This window comes from Stenotrophomonas sp. YJH_SMC_48-3 (assembly GCF_059369375.1).
This window is the reverse complement of the sequence record NZ_JCAFSQ010000006.1, coordinates 23326-44142: the sequence shown is the minus strand read 5'-3', so window position 1 is coordinate 44142 and position 20817 is coordinate 23326. Positions and strand designations below refer to the sequence as shown.

The window sequence follows — 20817 nt, the reverse complement described above, 5'->3', positions numbered from 1 at the left end:
AGATCTCCGACATGAGCCAGACCCAAGACACCGCGGCCCCGGCCGCCCCCAACCGCCGCGGCAACCTGCTGCGCGGCCTGTTCGTGATCGTCGTGCTGCTGCTTGCCGCACTGGCGCTGTGGTACTTCATGTTCGGCCGTTGGTTCGAAGAGACCGACGACGCCTACGTGCAGGGCAACCAGGTACAGATCACCCCGCTGGTGGCCGGTACCGTGGTCGCCATCAACGCCGATGACGGCATGCGCGTGGAGCGCGGCCAGCTGCTGGTGCAGCTGGACCCGTCCGACACCGCAGTGGCGCTGCAGCAGGCCGAAGCCAACCTGGCCAAGACCGTGCGCCAGACCCGCGGCCTGTACCGCAGCGTGGAAGGCGCGCAGGCGGACCTGAACGCCCGCCAGGTGACCCTGAAGCGCGTGCGCGAAGACTACGCCCGCCGCAAGGACCTGGCCGCCACCGGCGCCATCTCCAACGAAGAACTGGCCCACGCCCGCGACGAGCTGGCCGCGGCCGAAGCGGCCGTGGCCGGTTCGCGCGAGACCGTCGAGCGCAACCGCGCGCTGGTCGACGACACCGTGATCGCCACCCAGCCGGACGTGCAGGCCGCCGCCGCACAGCTGCGCCAGGCCTTCCTCAACAACGCCCGCGCCGGCATCGTCGCGCCGGTCTCCGGCTACGTCGCCCGTCGTTCGGTGCAGGTCGGCCAGCGCGTGCAGCCGGGCAATGCCCTGATGGCCGTGGTGCCGACCGAACAGATGTGGGTCGAGGCCAACTTCAAGGAAACCCAGCTGCGCCACATGCGCCTGGGCCAGGAAGTGGAGCTGAAGTCGGACCTGTACGCCGGCGACGTGAAGTACAAGGGCCGCATCCAGAGCCTGGGCCTGGGCACCGGCTCGGCGTTCTCGCTGCTGCCGGCGCAGAACGCCAGTGGCAACTGGATCAAGATCGTGCAGCGCGTGCCGGTGCGCATCGCCATCGATGCCAAGCAGCTGGCCGAACACCCGCTGCGCATCGGCCTGTCGATGAAGGCTGAAGTGAGCCTGCGCGACCAGAAGGGCGAAGTGCTGCCGAGCACTCCGGCCAAGGGCACGGTGTTCGACACCGACGTGTATGCCAAGCAGCTGCATGATGCCGACGAGGTGATCCACACGATCATCCAGGGCAACCTGCCGCAGCAGCAGGCGAAGGTGGGCTGAGGTCGCCATGTCCGCACAAGCTCCAGCCGCGCCCGGCGCTCCGGGCGCACCGGCGGCGCCAGGTGCGGCCTCCGGGTTCCTGCCGCCCAGCGTCGCACTGTGCACTGTCGGCCTGGCGATGGCCTCGTTCATGCAGGTGCTCGACACCACCATCGCCAACGTCTCGCTGCCGACCATCGCGGGCAATCTCGGCGCCAGTTCGCAGCAGGCGACCTGGGTCATCACCTCGTTCGCGGTCAGCACGGCCATCGCGCTGCCGCTGACCGGCTGGCTCAGCCGCCGCTTCGGCGAACGCAAGCTGTTCGTCTGGGCCACGCTGGCCTTCGTCATCACCTCGCTGCTGTGCGGCCTGGCGCAGAGCATGGGCATGTTGGTCGTGTCGCGTGCACTGCAGGGCTTCGTGGCCGGCCCGATGTACCCGATCACGCAGTCGCTGCTGGTTTCGATCTACCCGCGCGAGAAACGCGGGCAGGCATTGGCGCTGCTGGCGATGATCACGGTGGTTGCGCCGATCTGCGGGCCGATCCTCGGTGGCTGGATCACCGACAACTACAGCTGGGAATGGATCTTCCTGATCAACGTGCCGCTGGGCATCTTCGCTGCGCTGGTGGTGGGCAACCAGCTGAAGGGGCGGCCGGAGCAGATCGAGAAGCCGAAGATGGACTACGTCGGCCTGATCACCCTCGTGATCGGCGTCGGTGCGCTGCAGCTGGTGCTCGACCTGGGCAACGACGAGGACTGGTTCGCGTCGATGAAGATCGTGGTGCTGGCCTGCGTGGCCGTGGTGACGCTGACGGTGTTCCTGATCTGGGAGCTGACCGACAAGGATCCGATTGTCGACCTGAAGCTGTTCCGGCACCGCAACTTCCGCGCCGGCACGCTGGCGATGGTGGTGGCCTACGCGGCGTTCTTCAGCGTGGCGCTGCTGATCCCGCAGTGGCTGCAGCGTGACATGGGCTACACCGCGATCTGGGCGGGCCTGGCAACGGCGCCAATCGGCATCCTGCCGGTGATCATGACCCCGTTCGTGGGCAAGTATGCATCGCGCTTCGACATGCGCATGCTGGCCACGATCGCCTTCATCGTGCTGTCGATGACCAGTTTCCTGCGCTCGAACTTCAACCTGCAGGTGGACTACATGCACGTGGCCGGCGTACAGCTGATCATGGGCATCGGCGTCGCGCTGTTCTTCATGCCGGTGCTGCAGATCCTGCTGTCGGACTTGGATGGGCGCGAGATCGCGGCGGGCTCCGGCCTGGCCACGTTCCTGCGTACGCTGGGCGGCAGCTTCGCGGCGTCGCTGACGACGTGGCTGTGGGCGCGGCGCACCCAGGTGCACCATGCCGACCTGACCGAGCATATCTCGGCCTATCAGCCGGGCATGCAGGACCAGGTCACGGCGATGGGGCAGGGCGACCTGCAGCACGGCGCAGCGGTACTGAACAACATGATCAACCACCAGGCATCGCAGATGGGCTTCAACGACATCTTCTTCCTGCTGGGCTGGATCTTCCTGGCGATCATTACGTTCCTGTGGCTGGCCAAGCCGCCATTCGGCGCAGGTGCGGGTGCGGCCGCCGGTGGTGGGCACTGAAAACTCCCTGGAAACACGTGCTGTATTTTGACCCCGCCGCAAGGCGGGGTTTTTGTTTGTGCAACGTGGGTCGCACGGGCCCTGCCGTTGGGGGAGTGCAGCGGCGCAGGTTCAGCGCGTGCGATAGACGCGCTTGAACACCACCCGATCACGGAACAATCGGGAAATGGCCCACATTCCCGCCACAAGTACGGCGCCGCACGTGATCCAGCCGGCAGTGGCCTGCAATCGGCTGCCGACCAGTGCGCCGCAGATGATGGCGGCGACAAAGACGAACATTACGGCCTCCTTCGATGCGCCGTAGTGGACCTCGGCCTGGCATCCCACGCATACGCGTACGCCGTGGTTCGAGCCGGTGTGGCAGTGAGGGCAGATGATGCTGCGCTGCATTGGGGCGTCCTTTGGGGAAAGGGGGGGCGCTGGTCCGGTCGTGTCGATAGACCTGCAACCGGCTCCGGTAAATCTGCCTCCCACCGAAAAGGAATCGGGTGGATCTCGACTAGGAAAAGTACGAATTGAACGGGGAACGTGAAATGCGCCCCAAAAGGGGGGCGTTCAAGGTCTGGTGACGGCGCGCCGGGAGGAGGTATACACCCGCAGGCGACGCCCGGGTGGTGCGAGATACGACAGTCCGAGTGGCGGTTGCGATGCCACGCTCGCCAGGCCCCGGAAACGAAAAAACCCGCTTTCGCGGGTTTGATCATCTTGAGTCGTGGTGCCCAGGAGAGGACTCGAACCTCCACGGTTTTACCCGCTAGTACCTGAAACTAGTGCGTCTACCAATTCCGCCACCTGGGCGACTCAGGAGATGAATTGTGCGGGACGGCAGAGGATGTGTCAACAACATTTCACAGCTTTTTCTGTGGCTGTACGCCCAGGTGAAGCAGCAGGCTGCGCATTGCCGATGACAACTGCGCCCACTCGGCAAAACAGGCGCACAGGCGACGCTGTGCCCACGCATCGGCGAGCGGTACGGCGACGGTATGCGTGCTGCGCCGGTGCTGGCGGGCGATGGTCCGCGGCACGATGCCGATACCAATGTCGTGGCCGACCATGATGCACACCCCTTCGAAGGTCTTCATGCGGATGCGCACGTCCAGGCGCCGCCCGATGTCGCGCGCCTGGTCTTCGATGTAGGCCTGCAGTGCATTGCCGTCGGCCAGCGCGACGAAGGTCTCGCCGGCAACATCGGCGAAGGCCAGGCTGCGCCGCGATGCGAGGCGATGGTCTGCGGGCAGCAGCATCACCAGTGGATCTTCGGCGACCACGTGCTGCTGCAGGCCGGCAGCGTCGACCGCATCACTGATGATGCCGGCCTCGGCCTGGCCAGCGTTGATCGCACGCACGACTTCGGGGCTGGTGCGCTCCAGCAGTTCCACGTGCAGGCGCGGGCGTTCGGCCAGCCACGGTGCCAGCCGCGAAGGCAGGTAGTTGGTCAGTGCTGCGGTGTTGGCATACAGATGCAGTGTGCCGCGCGCGCCGTGCGCGAACGCCTGCAGTTCACCGCGCAGCTGCGCCTGCTGCTGCAGGATCAATCGTGCATGGTGGGCGAGGGCGGCGCCGGCTTCGGTCAGGCTGACGCCGCGGGGGTGCCGGTTCAACAACGCGGTGCCGGCATCGGCTTCGATCGTGCGCAGGCGTTCGCTGGCCGACGCCAGTGCCAGGTTTGCCTGCGCTGCGCCGGCCGTGATGCTGCCCGCCTCGGCAATCGCCAGGAACAGGCGCAGGTCGGCGATATCCATCCGCATGTGATGCCCTCATCGCAACGGCTGCGCCTTCGGATCAGCCGAAGGCAAGGCCGGAAACACCGCATTGTGCGCCGAGCGGCCGGCCGATCCAATGAAGCCATGAATGAATCGATGTACTTCTACGTGCTGCTGGTGGTGGTGTTCGTGCTGGCCGGTGTGGTCAAGGGCGTGACCGGCATGGGGTTGCCGACGGTGGCGATGGGGCTGCTGGGCAGCACGCTGTCGCCGGTGTCGGCGGCGTCGATGCTGTTCATTCCCACCTTCGTCACCAATGCGTGGCAGCTGTTGTCCGGGCCGTCACTGGACCGCATCGTGCGGCGCCTGTGGCCGATGATGCTGGCCGTGGTGGTGGTGACGCTGGGCTCGGCGGCGCTGCTGGTGCGGGTCGATCGCACTTGGTCGCGCGTTGCGCTGGGCGTGGCATTGGTGGTCTATGCCGCCTATGCGTTGCTTGCGCCGGTGTTCCGCGTGCAGCAGCGGCGCGAGCGTTGGCTGGGGCCGCTGGTGGGGGCGTTGTCGGGCGTGGTGACCGGCGCCACCGGCGTGTTCGTGATGCCGGCGGTGCCATACCTGCAGTCGCTGGGGTTGCAGCGCGAGGAGCTGGTGCAGGCGCTGGGGCTGGCGTTCACGGTGTCAACGATTTCGCTGACCGCCGGCCTGGTGCTGCACGGCGCATTCGGCATCCAGCAGCTGGGGCTGAGTGCGCTGGCGGTGCTGCCGGCATTGCTGGGCATGTGGCTGGGGCAGGTGATCCGGCAGCGCATCAGTGCGCGGGTGTTCCGGGGCTGCTTCCTGGGTTTCCTGCTGTTGCTCGGGCTGGAGCTGGTGCTGCGGCCGCTGCTCTGATGCCGGATTCCGGGCATGAAAAAACCCGCTCTCGCGGGTTTTTCTCATTCTCGACGTGGTGCCCAGGAGAGGACTCGAACCTCCACGGTTTTACCCGCTAGTACCTGAAACTAGTGCGTCTACCAATTCCGCCACCTGGGCGTCGAGGAGCGAGATTATGGGGCGTTGTTATGGGGGTGTCAACACTTTTTCTGGATCCGGTGTCGGACCCCGTTTCGCGTGCGGAGCGGGCTCTGACTCCATCTCAATCGCTTGGGTCGGAGCCCTTTCCTTCGGAAAGGAATTCGGCCCCGCTGCTGGATTGCAGGCAAAAAAAATCCCCGCCGAAGCGAGGAGTTTTTTCGTTGGTGCCCAGGAGAGGACTCGAACCTCCACGGTTTTACCCGCTAGTACCTGAAACTAGTGCGTCTACCAATTCCGCCACCTGGGCGTTCCAGAGGCGCAATTGTGAAGATGAATCTGCAGGCTGTCAACGACTTCCTGAATATTTTTCACGCAAGGCCTTCAAGACGGCCACTGACCCGTTCTGCACGCCGTCAACGGCTACCATGTAGGGCGATGACTACCAAAAAACCAAGCAAGGGCGGGAGCACCTCCCGCGGCCAGGCCCCGAAGAAGGGCGCCAAGGCGGGCACGGCCCGCACCACCAAGCCGGGCAAGCCGTTGCCGGGCTGGTTCCCCGAATTGAATGAAGGCGGCGCACCGCCGCGTGGCCGCAAGGTCCGCAGCAGCGACGCACCGGGCCCGGCGCCGGGCCGCAAGTTGCCGCCGACCGGCAAGGTGATCGACGATCCCTATGCCGCCCGCGAAGCCGAGAAGTACGAACAGCCCATCGCCAGCCGCGAAGCCATCCTGGCCCTGCTGGAGCGTTGCGAAGGGCCGCAGACGGCAGAGGAACTGGGCGCACGCTTGGGCCTGACCGCACCGGACCGGGCCGAGGCGCTGTCGCGCCGGCTCGGTGCCATGGTCCGTGATGGCCAGCTGGTGCAGAACCGCCGTGGCGGTTTCGCCCCGATCCAGACCCTGAACCTGGTCACCGGCGTGGTGATCGCCAACCCGGAAGGATTTGGCTTCCTGCGCCCGGTCGAGGGTGGCGACGACCTGTTCCTGCCACCGTATGAAATGCGCAAGGTCATGCATGGTGACAAGGTGCTGGCCCGTGTGACCGGCATCGACCACCGTGGCCGCCGCGAGGGCAGCATCGCCCGCGTGCTTGAGCGCGGCATGACCCGCCTGATCGGCCGTTTCAGTGTCGAGATGGGCATCAACTACGTGGTGCCCGATGACAAGCGCGTGCAGCGCAACGTACAGGTGCCGCCGGACCAGATCGGTGGCGCGCGCGACGGCCAGCTGGTGGTCTGCGAACTGACCCAGGCGCCGGATAGCCGCCGTCCGCCGATCGGCCGCATCATTGCCGTGCTCGGCGACAAGCTGACCGCCTCGCTGGTGGTGGAGACCGCCATCCACGGCCATGAACTGCCGTTCGAATTCCCGCAGGAAGTGCTGGATGAAGCGGCCTCGGTGCCGCTGGTGGTCGAACCGGCGATGATCGGCGACCGTGTCGATCTGCGCAGCATGCCGCTGGTCACCATCGACGGTGAAGATGCCAAGGACTTCGACGACGCGGTGTACTGCGAGCCGAACGTCGATGGCTTCCGGCTGGTGGTGGCGATTGCCGATGTCTCCAACTACGTCCGGCCCGGCACGCCACTGGACGAAGAAGCGCAGAAGCGCGCCACCTCGGTGTACTTCCCGGGCTTCGTGGTGCCGATGCTGCCGGAGACGCTGTCCAACGGCATCTGTTCGCTGATGCCGAAGGTCGACCGCATGTGCTTCGTCTGCGACATGCAGATCGACCGCGACGGCCTGGTCACGCATTCGCGCTTCTACGAAGCGGTGATGAACTCGCATGCGCGCCTGACCTACACCCAGGTGTGGAAGGCGGTGGGCGAGGACGATGCCGATACCAAGGCCTGGATGGGTGACCTGCTGCCGCAGGTGCAGCGCCTGCACCAGCTGTACAAGGTCCTGTCCAAGGCGCGTGCCAAGCGTGGCGCCATCGAGTTCGAGAGCAGCGAAGTGCGCTTCGTGCTGGACAACCGCGGTGAAGTGACCCAGGCCGGCATGCTGGTGCGCAACGACGCGCACAAGCTGATCGAGGAATGCATGATCGCGGCCAATGTGGAGGCGGCGAAGTACCTGCTGTCGCGCCATGTGCCGGCCCCGTACCGCATCCACGAGAAGCCGCCGGAAACCAAGTACGCCGACCTGCTCGAATTCCTCAAGGAGTTCAAGCTGAGCCTGCCGCCGTGGTCGAAGGTGCGCCCGGGCGATTACACCAAGCTGCTGAAGAAGATCCGCGACCGCCCCGATGCCACGCTGCTGGAATCGGTGCTGCTGCGCAGCCAGAGCCTGGCGATCTACAGCCCGGAAAACCACGGTCATTTCGGCCTGGCACTGGAGGCGTACGCGCACTTCACCTCGCCGATCCGCCGTTACCCCGACCTGCTGGTACACCGCGCGATCAAGCACGCGTTGTCCGGCAAGCCGCTGGACAAGTTCACCTACAACGCGCGCGAAATGGCTGCGCTGGCGCTGCAGTGTTCCGAGCGTGAGCGCCGTGCCGACGAGGCCGAGCGCGAGGTCGACGAGCGTTACCGCGCGGCCTGGATGGAAAAGCACGTGGGTGGCCAGTTCGACGGCGTGATCAGCGGCGTGACCAGCTTCGGCCTGTTCGTGGAGCTGGATGAGTCGAAGGTGCAGGGCCTGGTGCACGTGACCCAGCTGCCGCAGGACTATTACAAGTTCGACGCGACCCGCAAGACGTTGACCGGCGAGCGCCGCGGCGGCAGCTACCGGTTGGGCGACCGCGTGCGCATCCTGGTGCTGAAGGCCAGCATGGAAGAGCGCAAGATCGACTTCCGCCTGGTCGAGCACAAGGGTGAGGACGAGGGCGATGGCCTGCCGCCGCTGCCGGAGCGTGGCAAGCCGGCCAAGCGTACGAAAAAGCAGTATTGAGAGACGTGCCGACCAACGGTCGGCACCCCACGTTACCTGGTAGCTGCCAACCGTTGGTTGGCACGACGCTTTGGAGGAACGCACCATGCAGGGCCAACCCGAATACAGCGGCGGCTGCCAGTGCGGCGCGATCCGCTTCCAGGCCCGTGGCGAGCTGACCCACAGCTCGATCTGCCACTGCCGCATGTGCCAGAAGGCCTTTGGTGCGTACTACGCGCCCTTGGTGTCGGTGCGGGGCGTGCAGTTCAGCTGGACCCGCGGCCAGCCGCGCTATTTCCAGTCCTCCAACGTGGTGCGGCGCGGGTTCTGCGCCGACTGCGGCACGCCGTTGACCTACGAAGCGCCCGATGGCGTGGCGGTGGCTGCCGGTGCGTTTGACGAACCCGAACGCCTGCCGCCGACGATCCAGTACGGAGTCGAGCGCAAGCTGCCCTTCGTCGACAGCCTGGCCAGCCTGCCGGCGCGACGTACCGAGGAAGACATCGCCGCGCTGGATTTCCTGGCCACGATCGTGTCCCACCAGCACCCCGACCACGACACCCCGCACTGGCCGCCGCGCAGCCGTTCAGCCGGGGGATGAACGGCCGGTAGCGCCGGGCCATGCCCGGCGAGCGCGAAGCGCGGCCGCCGCCGATGCTCTACCATAGCCACCCCCTTTCCGGTCCCCGCCCGCATGAGCAAGAACAGCCAGTGGATTGTCGGCGTCAACGCCGTCGCCTCCTCCATCGAGAACGACGCCGAGAACGTCCGCGAAGTGCTGGTCGAGGCCGGTGCGAAGAACCCGCGCCTGACCGAGATCGAGGAAAACGCCCGCCGCAAGGGCATCGACGTGCGCAAGGTGAACAGCCAGGCGCTGGATGGTGTCGGCGGTTCGGTACGCCACCAGGGCGTGGCCGCGCGCTATGCCGCCGCCCGCACTTACAGCGAGAACGAGCTGGAAGGCCTGGTCACCGCAGCCGAGGGCAAGGCCCTGCTGCTGGTGCTGGACGAAGTGCAGGACCCGCACAACCTTGGCGCCTGCCTGCGCTCGGCCGCTGCGGCCGGTGCAACCGCAGTGATCATCCCCAAGGACAAGTCGGCCACGGTGAACGCGACCGTACGCAAGACTTCGGCCGGTGCCGCCGATCTGGTCCCGGTGGTGGCGGTGACCAACCTGTCGCGCTGCCTGAAGGACCTGCAGAGGCAGGGCGTGTGGATCTATGGCCTGGCCGGCGAAGCCACCGCTTCGCTGTACCAGCTGGACCTGAAGGGCAACATCGCCCTGGTGCTGGGGGGCGAGGCCGATGGCCTGCGCCGCCTGACCCGCGAGAACTGCGATGGCCTGGTCAAGATCCCGATGCCGGGTGAGATCGAGAGCCTGAATGTCTCCGTCGCCGCCGGCGTCAGCCTGTTCGAGGCCGTGCGCCAGCGCGGCTGATCTGTAGAGCCGAGCCCACGCTCGGCGATCGCATACCCGATCAAGGAAGCAGCCGAGCATGGGCTCGGCTCCACAGTAGCCGCTACCCCGCGCTGCCGCCCAGCGCCTTGAACAGGGTCACATCGTTGTTCAGCTGGCCCTGCCGCGCGCGCGCCAGTGACAGCTCGGCATCGCGCCGGGTCTGCTGCGCTTCCAGCCAGGTGCGCAGGTCGGTCGCGCCCACGCGGTAACGCACTTCCTGCGCGCGTTCCACTTCCACCGCTTCGTCATACGACGCCTGCGAGGCCGCCACCTGCCGCGCCAGCTGCTCTCGTGCCGACAGCGCGTTGTCCACTTCCGAGAGCGCGGTGTACAGCGTCTTGCGGAAGTTGGCCGCGGCGATCTGGTAGGCGGTGCCGGCGATGTCGGTATCCAGCTGCGCGCGCTGCAGGTTGAGGAACGGCAGTGACAGGCCCGCGCCCAGCGTGGCCACCGGATTGCGCAGCACATTGCCTAGCGAGGTGGCGCTGGAACCGAGGCTGCCGGTCAGGCTCAACGCCGGGTAATACTGGGTTGCCGTGACCTTGATCGTCTTCAGGCTGTTGCGCAGGCGCAGCTCGGCCGCGCGCAGGTCGGGACGGCGGCCCAGCAGGTCGGCCGGCAACCCCTCGACGATGTCCGGGCTGCGTGCGCCCAGCAGGTCCTGCGGTTCGTCCTGCTGCGGCCAGGGCGTGCCATCCAGCAGTACGGTCAGTGCATTGCGCACTTCCACCCGCTGCTGTTCCAGCGCGCTCTGCGCCGAGCGCTGCGACTGCAGGTTCTGCAGCGCCTGGCGCACTTCCAGGCGCGATACCGCGCCGGCGTCGAAGCGGGCCTGCACCAGTTCGCGGGTACGTTCCAACCGCTCCAGGTTGGCCTGGCCGGTGGCGATGGACCGGTTGAGATAGGCCAGGTTCCAGTACTGGGTGATGGTGTCGCCGATCACCAGCAGCGCGGTGTTCTGCCGGTCTTCCTCGCTGGCTTCGGCTTCCCAGCGGGCGATGTCGCGCTGGGTGCGCAGGCGCCCCCACAGGTCCACTTCCCAGCCCAGCGAGACGCCGGTGGAATAGCTGCGGCGCCAGTCATCGGCCTGGTCGGTGGCGCGGCTGGCACTGCCGCTGACGCCCGATGACGAAGGCTGCGGCCACAGCGCATTGCTGGCCAGGCCGGCCTGCAGGCGTGAACGCTGCACGGCCAGGCCGGCGGCGGCCAGATCGCTGTTGGCGGCCAGCGCCTGCGCCACCAGACGGTCGAGGCGTTCATCGCCGAAGCCGGTCCACCAGGTGTCCTGCCGGATGTCGCGGCCGGGTGTATCCAGGCTGCTGCGCGGGCCGTCGGCCGGTGCATTGAGGGTGGCATCGCCACGCCCATACTGCGCCGCCACGGCCGGGTCATGCACCGGATAGCGGCCGACGGAGGCGCAGCCGGACAGGGCGAGTACAACCGCACCGGCCGGCAGCAGGTGCCGGGGAGCGGGGAAGGGCAGTCGGATCATCTTCTTCATTCGCGGGCCAGGGCCTCCACCGGATCGAGTTGCGCGGCGTTGCGTGCGGGCAGGAAGCCGAACGCCACGCCGATCAAGGTCGAGCAGGCAAACGCGGCAACGATCGAGGCGGTGGAGAACAGCACCTGGAAATCGCTGGCGAAGCGGCCGATCATCGAGCCCAGCAGCAGCGCCAGGCCGATGCCGAGCACGCCGCCGAGCAGGCACACCAGCACCGCCTCGATCAGGAACTGCTGGCGGATATCACTCTGCCGTGCACCCACCGCCATGCGCACCCCGATCTCACGGGTGCGCTCGGTCACCGACACCAGCATGATGTTCATCACGCCGATGCCACCGACCAGCAGTGCGATGGCGGCGATGGCACCGATCAGCAGGGTCATCGTGCGCGTGGTCTGCTCGATGGTCTGGCGGATCTCCGCGCTGTTGCTGAGGAAGAAGTCCTCGGTGCCATGGCGCAGGGTCAGCAGGCGGGTGATTGCTTCCTGCGCCGCATCCATCGGTGTGTCGTCGTCCACGCGTACGGTGATGCTGGAGACGTGGCTCTGGCCGAGCATGCGCGACATCACCGTGGTGTACGGCACCCACACGCTGAGGCTGGTACTGCCACCGAAGCCGAAACTCTGGCGCTTGGCCACGCCGACCACGCGTGCCGGCACGTTGCCGAGCAGGATCACCTGTCCGACCGGGTCGACATCGGGGAAGAACTGGGCCTGGGTGTTCTCGTCGATCACCGCCACCTGGCCCAGGCCCTTGACTGCATCGGCATCGAAGAAGCTGCCGCTGAGCAGAGTCACGCCCTTGACCCGGAAGAACTGCTCGCCGACGCCGCTGACCTGGGCGGTCGACGACTGGTTGCGATAACGCGCGGTGACCGAGGTCGATACGCTGGGGGTGGCGCTGTCCACGTAGCTCTGCTTTGCCAGTGCATCGGCATCGCTGGCCTTGAGCGTCTGCACCCGGGCCGAGCGCATGTCGCCGAAACCACGGCCGGGATAGACGTCGATGGTGTTGGTGCCGAGCGCGCTGATGTTCTGCAGGATCTGCTGCTGCGAGCCGTTGCCCAGCGCCACCACCGACACTACCGAGGCGATGCCGATGATGATGCCGAGCATGGTCAGGAAGGTCCGCAGCCGATGGGCGTTCATCGCCAGCAGCGCCATGCGGAACGCTTCGGTGAAGCGGTCTCGGGCCGCCCGCCAGCTGTTGCCGTGGGCGGCCCCGGTACTGGCTTCGCGCTGCGCACGGTAGGCCGGCGCATTCGGGTTGGCGCGGTCGGCGATGATCTCGCCATCGCGGATCTCGATGATGCGCTGTGCGTGCTGGGCCACGCTCATGTCGTGGGTGACGATGATGATGGTGTGGCCTTCGGCATGCAGTTCGCCGAGGATCGCCATCACTTCCTCACCGGATTTCGTATCGAGCGCGCCTGTGGGTTCGTCGGCCAGGATCACCTCGCCGCCGTTCATCAGCGCGCGTGCGATCGACACGCGCTGCTGCTGGCCACCAGACAGCTGGCCGGGCTTGTGATGCATGCGGTCGCCCAGGCCCAGGCGTTGCAGCAGCTGCTCGGCACGCGCATTGCGCACTGCGCCCGGGCTGCCGGCGTACACCGCCGGCACTTCCACATTGCCGCGCGCGTCGAGGTCGCCGAGCAGGTGGTAGCGCTGGAAGATGAAACCGAAATATTCGCGGCGCAGTTCGGCCAGTTCGTCCGGCGCCATCTTTCCGGTCTCGCGGCCGGCCACCTGGTAGCTGCCGCGGGTGGGGCGGTCGAGGCAGCCGAGGATGTTCATCAGTGTCGACTTGCCCGAGCCGGACTGGCCGACGATGGCCACCATCTCGCCAGCATGGATGTCGAGATTGACGTCGCGCAGCACGGCGATCACATCATCACCGGCCGGGAACTCGCGTCGCAGGTCGCGCAGGCGCAGCAGCGGCGCCGTCGTGCTCATCGGCGCGGCCCCATGCCCGGGCCGCCGACCCGCATCTGCATGCCGCCTCGGTTCCCGCCACCGGCACCGGCACCGGCGGCGCTGGCTTCGCCGACCACCACGCGCTCGCCTTCCTTCAACCCGGACAGGATCTCGGCGGAGGCGCCATTGTTGATGCCCACCGTGACCTTGCGCGGCTGCGGCTGGCCCTTGTCGTCCAGCACCCGCACCATGCGCTCGTCGCCACGGCGCTTCGGCCCCAGCGCCACCGCCGGCACCATCAGCACGCCCTTGGCCTGCTTGAGCAGTACCGAGACCTGCGCGGTCATGTCGATGCGCAACGTGCCGTCCGGATTCTCCACGTCGAACAGCGCGTTGTAGTAGACCGCGCTGCTGGAACTGGAACTGGACGAACTGCTGGAGCTGGAGGAGCTTTCGTTGGCGATCGAGGCCGGCGCCGGATTGATCTGGCGCAGCGTGGCGTGGTACTTGCGGTCCGGGTCACCCAGCGTGGTGAAGTACACCGGCATGCCGGGCTTGATCTTGACCACGTCGGCCTCGGAGATCTCGGCATTGACGGTGACCACGTCCAGCCGCGCCAGCATCACGATGGTCGGTGCGGTCTGGTTGGCGTTCACGGTGCGGCCTTCCTCCGCCACCACCGCCACCACGGTGCCGTCCATCGGCGCGGTGATGCGGGTGTAGGCCAGGTTGGCGCGGGCGGTGCCCAGTTCTGTTTCGCGGCCCTTGATCTGCGCCTCGTAGGACTGCAGCTGGGCACGGGCGGTCTTCAACTGCGCCTCGGCGGCATCATATTCCTGGCGCGAGGTGGCTTCGGCAGCCAGCATCTGCTGCTGCCGCGCGAATTCCAGTTCGGCCTGGCGCAGGGTGGCCTGCTGCACGGCGCGCTGCGCGGTGACCTGGTCCAGCGAGGCCTGCGCGTTGAGCACCTGGTTCTGCTGGGTGGTGGCATCGATCTCGGCGATCAGGTCGCCTTCCTTCACGGTGTCGCCCAGCTGTACCTTCAGCGACTTGATCTGGCCCGAGGCCTGGGCGCCGACGCTGACCAGCTTGTAGGCGTCGATCACACCGGTGGCCTCCACTGTCTGCTCGATGTCACCACGGCTGACGGGCGCGGTCGCCACCGCCGGGACGGCCGGCTTGCGCAGCAGCCACCAGGCGGCTGCAACGACGGCAAGGGCAAGCAGGGCGACCAGTATCAGGCGACCCCGGCGGGTCGCGGGCAGCAGGCGGAACATCACGTCGTGGCTTCACTCTCGGGGCCGCGTGGGCGGCGTTGGCGGGCATTGTGAAGACCGGGCGACAGGCGGCTCAATCCTCGGGGTATGTCTCTATGTAACACTGTCGGCAAACAGGCGTAACCACAGGTATCCCGACCATCGGTGGATACACTGGTACGCATTGCCCCGGATGCGGTTCAGCTGCCGACACGGGATGATCGCGACATGGAGACTGAAAACACGATGCATCGACTGCTGATCGTCGACGACGACAATGACATCCGCACCCTGCTGGCCGAGCAGCTCGGCCGCGCCGGCTACCAGGTGAGCACGGCGGCTGATGGCACCGCCATGCGCCAGCTGCTGGACCGTGAGCACGTGGACCTGATCGTGCTCGACCTCAACCTGCCGCGTGAGGATGGCTTGACCCTGTGCCGCGACCTGCGCGCGCGCTCGAACACGCCGGTGATCATGCTGACGGCTCGTGCCGAGCCGATTGACCGCGTGCTGGGCCTGGAGATGGGCGCCGATGACTACCTGGCCAAGCCGTTCGAGCCGCGCGAGCTGCTGGCGCGCATCCGCAATGTGCTGCGCCGGACCGAGGCGCTGCCGGCCAACCTGGAGCCATTGGCGATTCGCCGTGCGCGCTTCTCGCGCTGGGTGTTCGACCTGGAACACCGCCATCTGGTTGACCCGGACAACCGCGTGGTGGTGCTGTCCGGCGCCGAGTTCCGGCTGCTGCGGGTGTTCATTGCCCATGCCAACAAAGTGCTGTCGCGCGAGCAGCTGGTCGCGCTCAGCAGCGGGCGCAATTACGAGGCACAGGACCGTGCCATCGATCTGCAGGTCAGCCGGCTGCGCAACAAGCTGGGCGACGACGGTGGCCCGGATGGGCTGATCAAGACCGTTCGCAACGAAGGCTATGTACTGGCCTCCTCGGTGAACCTGGAATAGGCCGCGATGAAACGCCTGCGCCATTTCCTGTCCTCGATGGTCGGGCGGTTGTTCGTGATCCTGCTGCTGGGCATGAGCGTGGCCGCGATCGGCGCGACCATGCTCGCCACCTCCAAGCGGCAGCAGGAGTTCGAGCGGCAGAACCTGAACCGCATCGCCGACCGCCTGCAGGGTTACGTCAACCTGCTGGACGGCAATCCGGAACTGCGCGAGCGCCTGCTCGAGATCGGTGGGCCCAGCGTCCGCGCCCTGCAACCCGGCGCGCGCCTGGGGCGGGCCGATACAGCTCTGATGGAAGTGCTGGATGACCGGCCAGGCCCGGTCGCACGCGCGCACGTGCACTTCGCTTCATTCCGCTCCTGCATCCCCAAGCTGCAGGAACTGCTGCCGCCGCCGCCGCCCGGGCATCGCAAGCACCCGCGCGAGCGTGATCCGGCGTTCATTCCGCCCAAGTGCCGCGCGGTGGACGTAACGCTCACCGATGGCACGCTGCTGAAGCTGGCGCTGGATTCGCCGGCGGTAGCGCACAACGGCATCCTCGCCGTTGACCCGTGGTTCCTGACCCTGCTGGTGTTGGCGATCGCGGTGCTGGCCTATATCGTCGCGCGCATTGCAAGCGCGCCGCTGCAGGAGTTGGCCGCTGCCGCCGAAGACCTGGGCGACGACCTGCAGCGCGATCCCTTGCCGCTGCGCGGGCCGCGCGAAGTGCAGCGCGCCGCCGAAGCCTTCAACGCCATGCAGCACCGGCTGCAGCGGCACCTGGCCGAGCGCACGCAGATGCTGGCAGCGATCACCCACGATCTGCAGACGCCGCTGACGCGGCTGCGGCTGCGGCTGGAGAATGTCAGCGACGAGGCCCTGCGTGAGCGCCTGATTGGCGATCTGGCCGCGATGCAGGCACTGGTGCGCGAGGGCCTGGAGCTGGCCCGCAGTGCCGAGAGTGCCGAGCAGCGTGCAGCACTGGACCTGGATTCGCTGCTGGAGAGCATTGTCGAGGACACCGCCGAAGGCGGCGCCGATGTGGTCTTCGAAGGCGGCAGCGGGGCGGTGCTGATGCTGCGCCCGCTGGCCATGCACCGCCTGTTCTCCAACCTGGTGGACAATGCGGTGATGTATGCGCAACGGGCGCGGGTACGGGTCGAGCGCAGTGGGGGTGCGATCACCGTGGTGGTGGCCGATGATGGCCCGGGCCTGGCCGAGGAGCAGCTGGAGGCGGTGTTTGATCCCTTCGTGCGGGTGGAAACCTCGCGTTCGCGCCAGACCGGCGGGGCCGGGCTGGGCTTGACCATCGCCCGCGCCCTGGCCGAGAAGGATGGGGCGCGGCTGTGGCTGCGCAACCGTGCCGAAGGCGGGCTGGAGGCGGTGGTGCAGTGGCCGGCCAGCGCCCAGGTGACGCCGCCGGGGCGCGCCGGCTGAGCCTTCGCAGCTGGCGATGGTGACGCGGTGGGCCGGCTTTGGCCTATCATCTGCCCAACTTCCCAGTACCCCCCCGATGAGCCAGCCCGTTCCCGCCGGCATGCCGCTCCGCGCTGCCCGGCCGTTCCCGCACGCTGCCAGGCACGGCAGCCCTGCCTGGCCGCCGCCGCTGCACTGATGGCCGCACAGGGGGACATCCGGCGCTGGGCGGAGCGCCGCGGATCAGATATCGGTCGATGGCTGCGACAGGGCCTGCTGTGCCTGCTGCTGGCCCTCGCGCTGCCGGTGGCTGCGCAGGAAGGGGCGCCGCCGCTGCGCGACTATGCCATTGATGTATGGACCTCGCGCAATGGCCTGCCGCACAACTCGCTGCGTGACATCGCGCAGACCCCCGAAGGCCACCTGTGGTTCGCGACCTGGGAAGGCCTGGTGCGCTACAACGGCCTGGATTTCACCGTGTTCGACCGCAGCACCCGCCCGGGCCTGCGCGACAACGGCATCGGCGCGCTGTTCGTCGACCGCCAGGGTGGCTTGTGGATCAGTGATTCGCGCGGCAACGTCAGCCACCGTGGCAGCGATGGCCAGTGGCGCGTCTGGGAGCACCAGGCCGATACGCCGCAGGTGCTGATACAGTCCATGCAGATGGACAGCCAGGGCCGGCTGTGGCTGCTGTACGAGGGCAAGGGCATCGGCTATCTGACACCGGACAATGGCATCGTCTACCAGGCGCCGGCGGCGGACCTTCCGATGGCGATGAGTTTCACCAAGCTGGTGGTCGATGCGCAGGACCGGGTCTGGGTCGGTACGCTGGACGGGCTGGTGCTGCGCGACAACGACGGCGTGCTCAAACGCGCGCCCGCAGCCTGGGGACTGGGGGCCGGCAGTGGTCTTTCATGGCCCTACCGTGCGCCGGATGGTGCGCTGTGGATCGTCGCCGGCGAGCGCCTGTACCGGGTGGAAGATGACCAGCTGGTGCTGATGCACCGTCTGCCGGGACAGCTGCACATGACCTCGATGCTGCAGGATCGCCATGGTGACCTGTGGCTGGGCACCGAGAACCAAGGCCTGCTGCGCATCTCCGCACATGGCCTGGAGCGGCTGCCGGCGGGCCTGAACCTGCCGGGCGGACGCGTGGTCAGCCTGCGCGAGGACGCCGAGGGCAGCATCTGGGTGGGCGCCAACGGCGGGCTGTACCGCCTGCGCGAAACGCTGTTCAGCAGTTACACCGAGCGCGATGGGCTCAGTGGCGACTATGTGCGCACCGTGTTCGAGGACCGCGACCGCCAGCTCTGGGTGGGCAGCGCCAGCGGCCTCGATCTGCAGACGGCCGACGGCCGCTTCCGTGCGATGCCCCTGCACAACCGCGGTGGCAAGGCACCTTCGGTGCTCAGCCTGGCGCAGGGACCGGACGGTGACCTGTGGGTCGGCACGTTCGGCGATGGCGTCTACCGTCTTGGTCCCGACGGCCGGCTGCGGCACAACTACGCCGCTGCCGATGGCATGCCGGGCGGCAACATCCGCGCGATCAGCGTAGACCCGCAGGGCGTGGTCTGGGCCGGCACGCAGAAGGGCGTGGTCCGCATCGACGGCGACCGTGTGCAGGTATCAAGCATGGCGGGCATGCCCGGCGGCCTGATCACCGCGCTTGAGCACGATCATCAGGGCAACCTGTGGATCGGCACCATCGAGGGAATCCGCGTGCTGCGCGGCGACCACGTGCAGTCGATCGACCTCGCGCCGATGGGCGGTGGCCGCAGCGTGTTCGGCTTCCACCAGCTGGGCGACGCGATGTGGATCAGCAGCGACCGTGGCCTGTACCGCTGGCGGAACGGGATGCTGGCGCGGGTGGGGCTCGAGCAGGGTATGCCGGTGGACGCGGTGTTCCAGCTGGTGCCTGATCGTCTTGGCAACGTGTGGGTCAGCAGCAACCGAGGCGTGCTGCGCACCGACATGGCTACCCTGAACGCGGTGGCCGATGGCCGAGCACCCCGGGTGATGGTGGAGCGCTACAACGAGATCGACGGCATGGCCAATGCGCAGGCCAACGGCAGCTCGGGGCCTTCGGCGATCCTGCGCCAGGACGGCACGTTCTGGGTGGTGACTGCCGGTGGCCTGAGCACGGTTGATCCGCAGCGCCTGCAGCGCTTCCGCGAGCGGCCATCGCCGCCCGCCGCGATCGAGAGCGTGCAGGTGGATGGCGCGCCGGTGCATTGGGAAGGACCGGATCGCAACGCCATTCCCGGTGGCCGCCGCCTGGCGGTCAGCTATGTCGGCCTGAGCTACCTGATGTCTGACCGGATCCGTTACCGCACGCGGTTGGATGGGCTTGATGCCGGCTGGGTCGAGCGCGGCCCGCAGCGCAGCGTGGAGTTCGTCGGCCTGCCGCCGGGCGAATACACCCTGCACGTGGCGGCGGCACATCCCGGTGGCAGCTGGGGCCAGCAGGAGGCGGTGTGGAGCTTCACCGTGGAGCCGTTCTGGTGGCAGCGACGCAGCGTGCAGGTGCTGGGGGCACTGGTGCTGCTGGCCGGGCTGGTGGCGCTGTACCGCTTGCTGCTGCAGCAGTTGAAGGCCAGCAACCTGCGCCTGGCACGTCGGGTTGACGAAGCAACTTTCGACCTGCAGGCCAAGACCGTGCACCTGCAGGCGTTGAACCAGGAAAAGACCGAACTGGCCGAGCGCCTGGCACGCCAGGCTGAGGCATTTGAACGGCAGGCCCGCGAGGATGCACTGACCGGCCTGCCCAATCGCCGCGCCTTCGACGAAACCCTTGCCCGCGACTTCGCCCGTTCGCAGCGCAGTGGTCATCCACTGTGCCTGGTGGTGCTGGATATCGACCACTTCAAGGACGTCAACGACCGCCACAGCCACAGCATCGGCGATGCCGTGCTGGTGCAGGTGGCGCGCTTGATCGCTGCGGCCTGCCGCGATTCGGACCTGCCGGCGCGCACCGGCGGTGAAGAGTTCGCGCTGCTGCTCAACGACACCCGCCTGGAAGAGGCCGCACAGCTGTGCGCACGCCTGCGCGGCCTGTTCCATGACCACCCGGACTGGGCCGGTGTGGAAGGCCTGCGCGTGACCTTCAGCGCGGGCCTGGTGGAGCTGGATGCCGACGACCGCACCCCGGCGCTGCTGTACCAGCGCGCAGACCGCGCACTGTACCGCGCCAAGAGCGATGGCCGCGATCGTACGAGTATTGGTTGATCGCATCCAGGCGTGGCGTGGATCTACCGTGCGGTGAGTGGTGGGTGCGGACCGTTGGTCCGCACTGCGTGGATGCGGTTGCGCCGTTGGCTGCCTTACCGCGGCCAGGCGTTGGCGATGGTGCAGAACAGCCGCGCGGTCTGTTCGGTGTCATACACCGCGCTGTGTGCCTCGTTGGCATCCCAGCCCAGCCCGGCGGCCGTGGCGGCGCGCGCCAGCACGGTCTGCCCGTAGGCGATGCCGGCCAGGGTGACCGTGTCGAACACGCTGAACGGATGGAACGGGTTGCGCTTGTGACCGGTGCGGGCCACGGCGGCGTTGACGAAGCCAAGGTCGAAATGGGCGTTGTGGCCGACCAGGATCGCGCGCTGGCAGCCGTATTTCTTCATTGCTGCGCGCACCGGGGTGAAGATGTGGTCCAGTGCGGCCTTTTCTTCCTTGGCCAGCCGGAACGGATGGTCGAGGATGATGCCGGTCACTTCCAGCGACTTCGGGTCGATCTCCAGGCCTTCGGCCGGCACTACATGGGCGCTGGCGGTCTGGCCCGGGTACAGCAGGCCGTTCTCGTCCATCTCGATCGGCACTGCGGCTATTTCCAGCAGCGCGTTGCGCTGGCTGTCGAAGCCGCCGGTTTCCACATCCACCACCACCGGCAGGAAACCACGGAAGCGTTGTGACATCGCGCGCTGCGCCTGGGATACTGCGGAATCGGGAGCGGCGGCAGGTGCGG

The 20817-nt window shown here is 67.4% G+C and carries 14 protein-coding genes, 3 tRNA genes and 1 pseudogene; 9 read left to right on the top strand and 9 right to left on the bottom strand.

Translation table 11 applies throughout. The features are described 5' to 3' along the window. The first annotated feature begins 11 nt into the window (after positions 1 to 11). Together emrA and emrB are read left to right on the top strand one after the other, a co-directional pair. Entirely contained in the window at positions 12 to 1193 is a 1182-nt protein-coding gene (emrA, locus tag AC5P65_RS11220) for a multidrug efflux MFS transporter periplasmic adaptor subunit EmrA (RefSeq protein WP_021204129.1), read from the top strand. Between the two features lie 7 nt (positions 1194 to 1200). Next, entirely contained in the window at positions 1201 to 2787 is a 1587-nt protein-coding gene (gene emrB / locus AC5P65_RS11215) for a multidrug efflux MFS transporter permease subunit EmrB (RefSeq protein ID WP_019659097.1), read from the top strand. Between the two features lie 111 nt (positions 2788 to 2898). Here the strand turns inward: emrB and AC5P65_RS11210 are convergent, their stop codons facing one another. The 3 genes from AC5P65_RS11210 to AC5P65_RS11200 all read right to left on the bottom strand — a co-directional run bounded on the left by AC5P65_RS11210 (position 2899) and on the right by AC5P65_RS11200 (position 4535). Next, complete coding sequence (locus tag AC5P65_RS11210; protein ID WP_019659096.1) at positions 2899 to 3177, bottom strand: hypothetical protein; 279 nt, start codon at positions 3175 to 3177, stop codon at positions 2899 to 2901. Between the two features lie 323 nt (positions 3178 to 3500). Beyond that, positions 3501 to 3585, bottom strand: a tRNA-Leu gene (locus tag AC5P65_RS11205). Between the two features lie 50 nt (positions 3586 to 3635). Then, on the bottom strand, positions 3636 to 4535 hold the full coding sequence (locus AC5P65_RS11200) for a LysR family transcriptional regulator (protein ID WP_021204128.1): 900 nt from the start codon (positions 4533 to 4535) through the stop codon (positions 3636 to 3638). Between the two features lie 99 nt (positions 4536 to 4634). On the opposite strand from AC5P65_RS11200, the gene AC5P65_RS11195 reads away from it, so the two are divergent. Then, the gene (locus AC5P65_RS11195) at positions 4635 to 5381 is read left to right on the top strand and encodes a sulfite exporter TauE/SafE family protein (RefSeq protein ID WP_087803314.1); all 747 of its coding nucleotides are present in this window, start codon (positions 4635 to 4637) and stop codon (positions 5379 to 5381) included. A gap of 56 nt (positions 5382 to 5437) precedes the next feature. Here AC5P65_RS11195 and AC5P65_RS11190 read toward each other — a convergent pair. Continuing rightward, positions 5438 to 5522 (bottom strand) — tRNA-Leu (locus tag AC5P65_RS11190). A gap of 204 nt (positions 5523 to 5726) precedes the next feature. Next, positions 5727 to 5811: transfer RNA gene (locus AC5P65_RS11185), tRNA-Leu, on the bottom strand. Between the two features lie 359 nt (positions 5812 to 6170). Between AC5P65_RS11185 and rnr the strand changes: the two are divergent. From rnr to rlmB, 3 genes and pseudogenes are all read left to right on the top strand, one after another. Beyond that, positions 6171 to 8399, top strand: a pseudogene (gene rnr, locus AC5P65_RS11180) (ribonuclease R); the annotation flags it as partial. Positions 8400 to 8484: 85 nt separating this feature from the next. Then, complete coding sequence (locus AC5P65_RS11175; RefSeq protein ID WP_019659092.1) at positions 8485 to 8979, top strand: GFA family protein; 495 nt, start codon at positions 8485 to 8487, stop codon at positions 8977 to 8979. Positions 8980 to 9072: 93 nt separating this feature from the next. Beyond that, entirely contained in the window at positions 9073 to 9816 is a 744-nt protein-coding gene (gene rlmB / locus AC5P65_RS11170; RefSeq protein WP_206621765.1) for a 23S rRNA (guanosine(2251)-2'-O)-methyltransferase RlmB, read from the top strand. An 82-nt stretch (positions 9817 to 9898) separates the two neighbouring features. On the opposite strand, the gene AC5P65_RS11165 is transcribed toward rlmB, so the two are convergent. From AC5P65_RS11165 to AC5P65_RS11155, 3 genes are read right to left on the bottom strand one after another with little or no spacing between them, the layout of a single operon-like run. Further along, on the bottom strand, positions 9899 to 11338 hold the full coding sequence (locus AC5P65_RS11165; RefSeq protein ID WP_495215591.1) for an efflux transporter outer membrane subunit: 1440 nt from the start codon (positions 11336 to 11338) through the stop codon (positions 9899 to 9901). Then, positions 11335 to 13293 carry a MacB family efflux pump subunit gene (locus AC5P65_RS11160; RefSeq protein WP_019659089.1) on the bottom strand — a complete coding sequence of 653 codons (1959 nt, stop codon included), beginning with the start codon at positions 13291 to 13293 and terminating at the stop codon, positions 11335 to 11337. Before AC5P65_RS11160 ends, AC5P65_RS11165 begins: the two co-directional genes overlap by 4 nt. Then, positions 13290 to 14534 (bottom strand): efflux RND transporter periplasmic adaptor subunit, encoded by a 1245-nt coding sequence (locus tag AC5P65_RS11155; protein ID WP_188250066.1) that lies wholly within the window; start codon positions 14532 to 14534, stop codon positions 13290 to 13292. Before AC5P65_RS11155 ends, AC5P65_RS11160 begins: the two co-directional genes overlap by 4 nt. A gap of 204 nt (positions 14535 to 14738) precedes the next feature. On the opposite strand from AC5P65_RS11155, the gene AC5P65_RS11150 reads away from it, so the two are divergent. The 3 genes from AC5P65_RS11150 to AC5P65_RS11140 all read left to right on the top strand — a co-directional run bounded on the left by AC5P65_RS11150 (position 14739) and on the right by AC5P65_RS11140 (position 20087). Beyond that, complete coding sequence (locus AC5P65_RS11150) at positions 14739 to 15467, top strand: response regulator (protein ID WP_019659087.1); 729 nt, start codon at positions 14739 to 14741, stop codon at positions 15465 to 15467. Between the two features lie 6 nt (positions 15468 to 15473). Continuing rightward, positions 15474 to 16883 carry an ATP-binding protein gene (locus AC5P65_RS11145; RefSeq protein ID WP_021204122.1) on the top strand — a complete coding sequence of 470 codons (1410 nt, stop codon included), beginning with the start codon at positions 15474 to 15476 and terminating at the stop codon, positions 16881 to 16883. A 177-nt stretch (positions 16884 to 17060) separates the two neighbouring features. Further along, complete coding sequence (locus tag AC5P65_RS11140; RefSeq protein WP_111097780.1) at positions 17061 to 20087, top strand: ligand-binding sensor domain-containing diguanylate cyclase; 3027 nt, start codon at positions 17061 to 17063, stop codon at positions 20085 to 20087. Between the two features lie 95 nt (positions 20088 to 20182). Here AC5P65_RS11140 and rnt read toward each other — a convergent pair whose 3' ends face one another. After that, positions 20183 to 20767, bottom strand: a complete 585-nt coding sequence (gene rnt / locus AC5P65_RS11135) for a ribonuclease T (protein ID WP_005408782.1) — start codon at positions 20765 to 20767, stop codon at positions 20183 to 20185. Positions 20768 to 20817 lie beyond the last annotated feature (50 nt).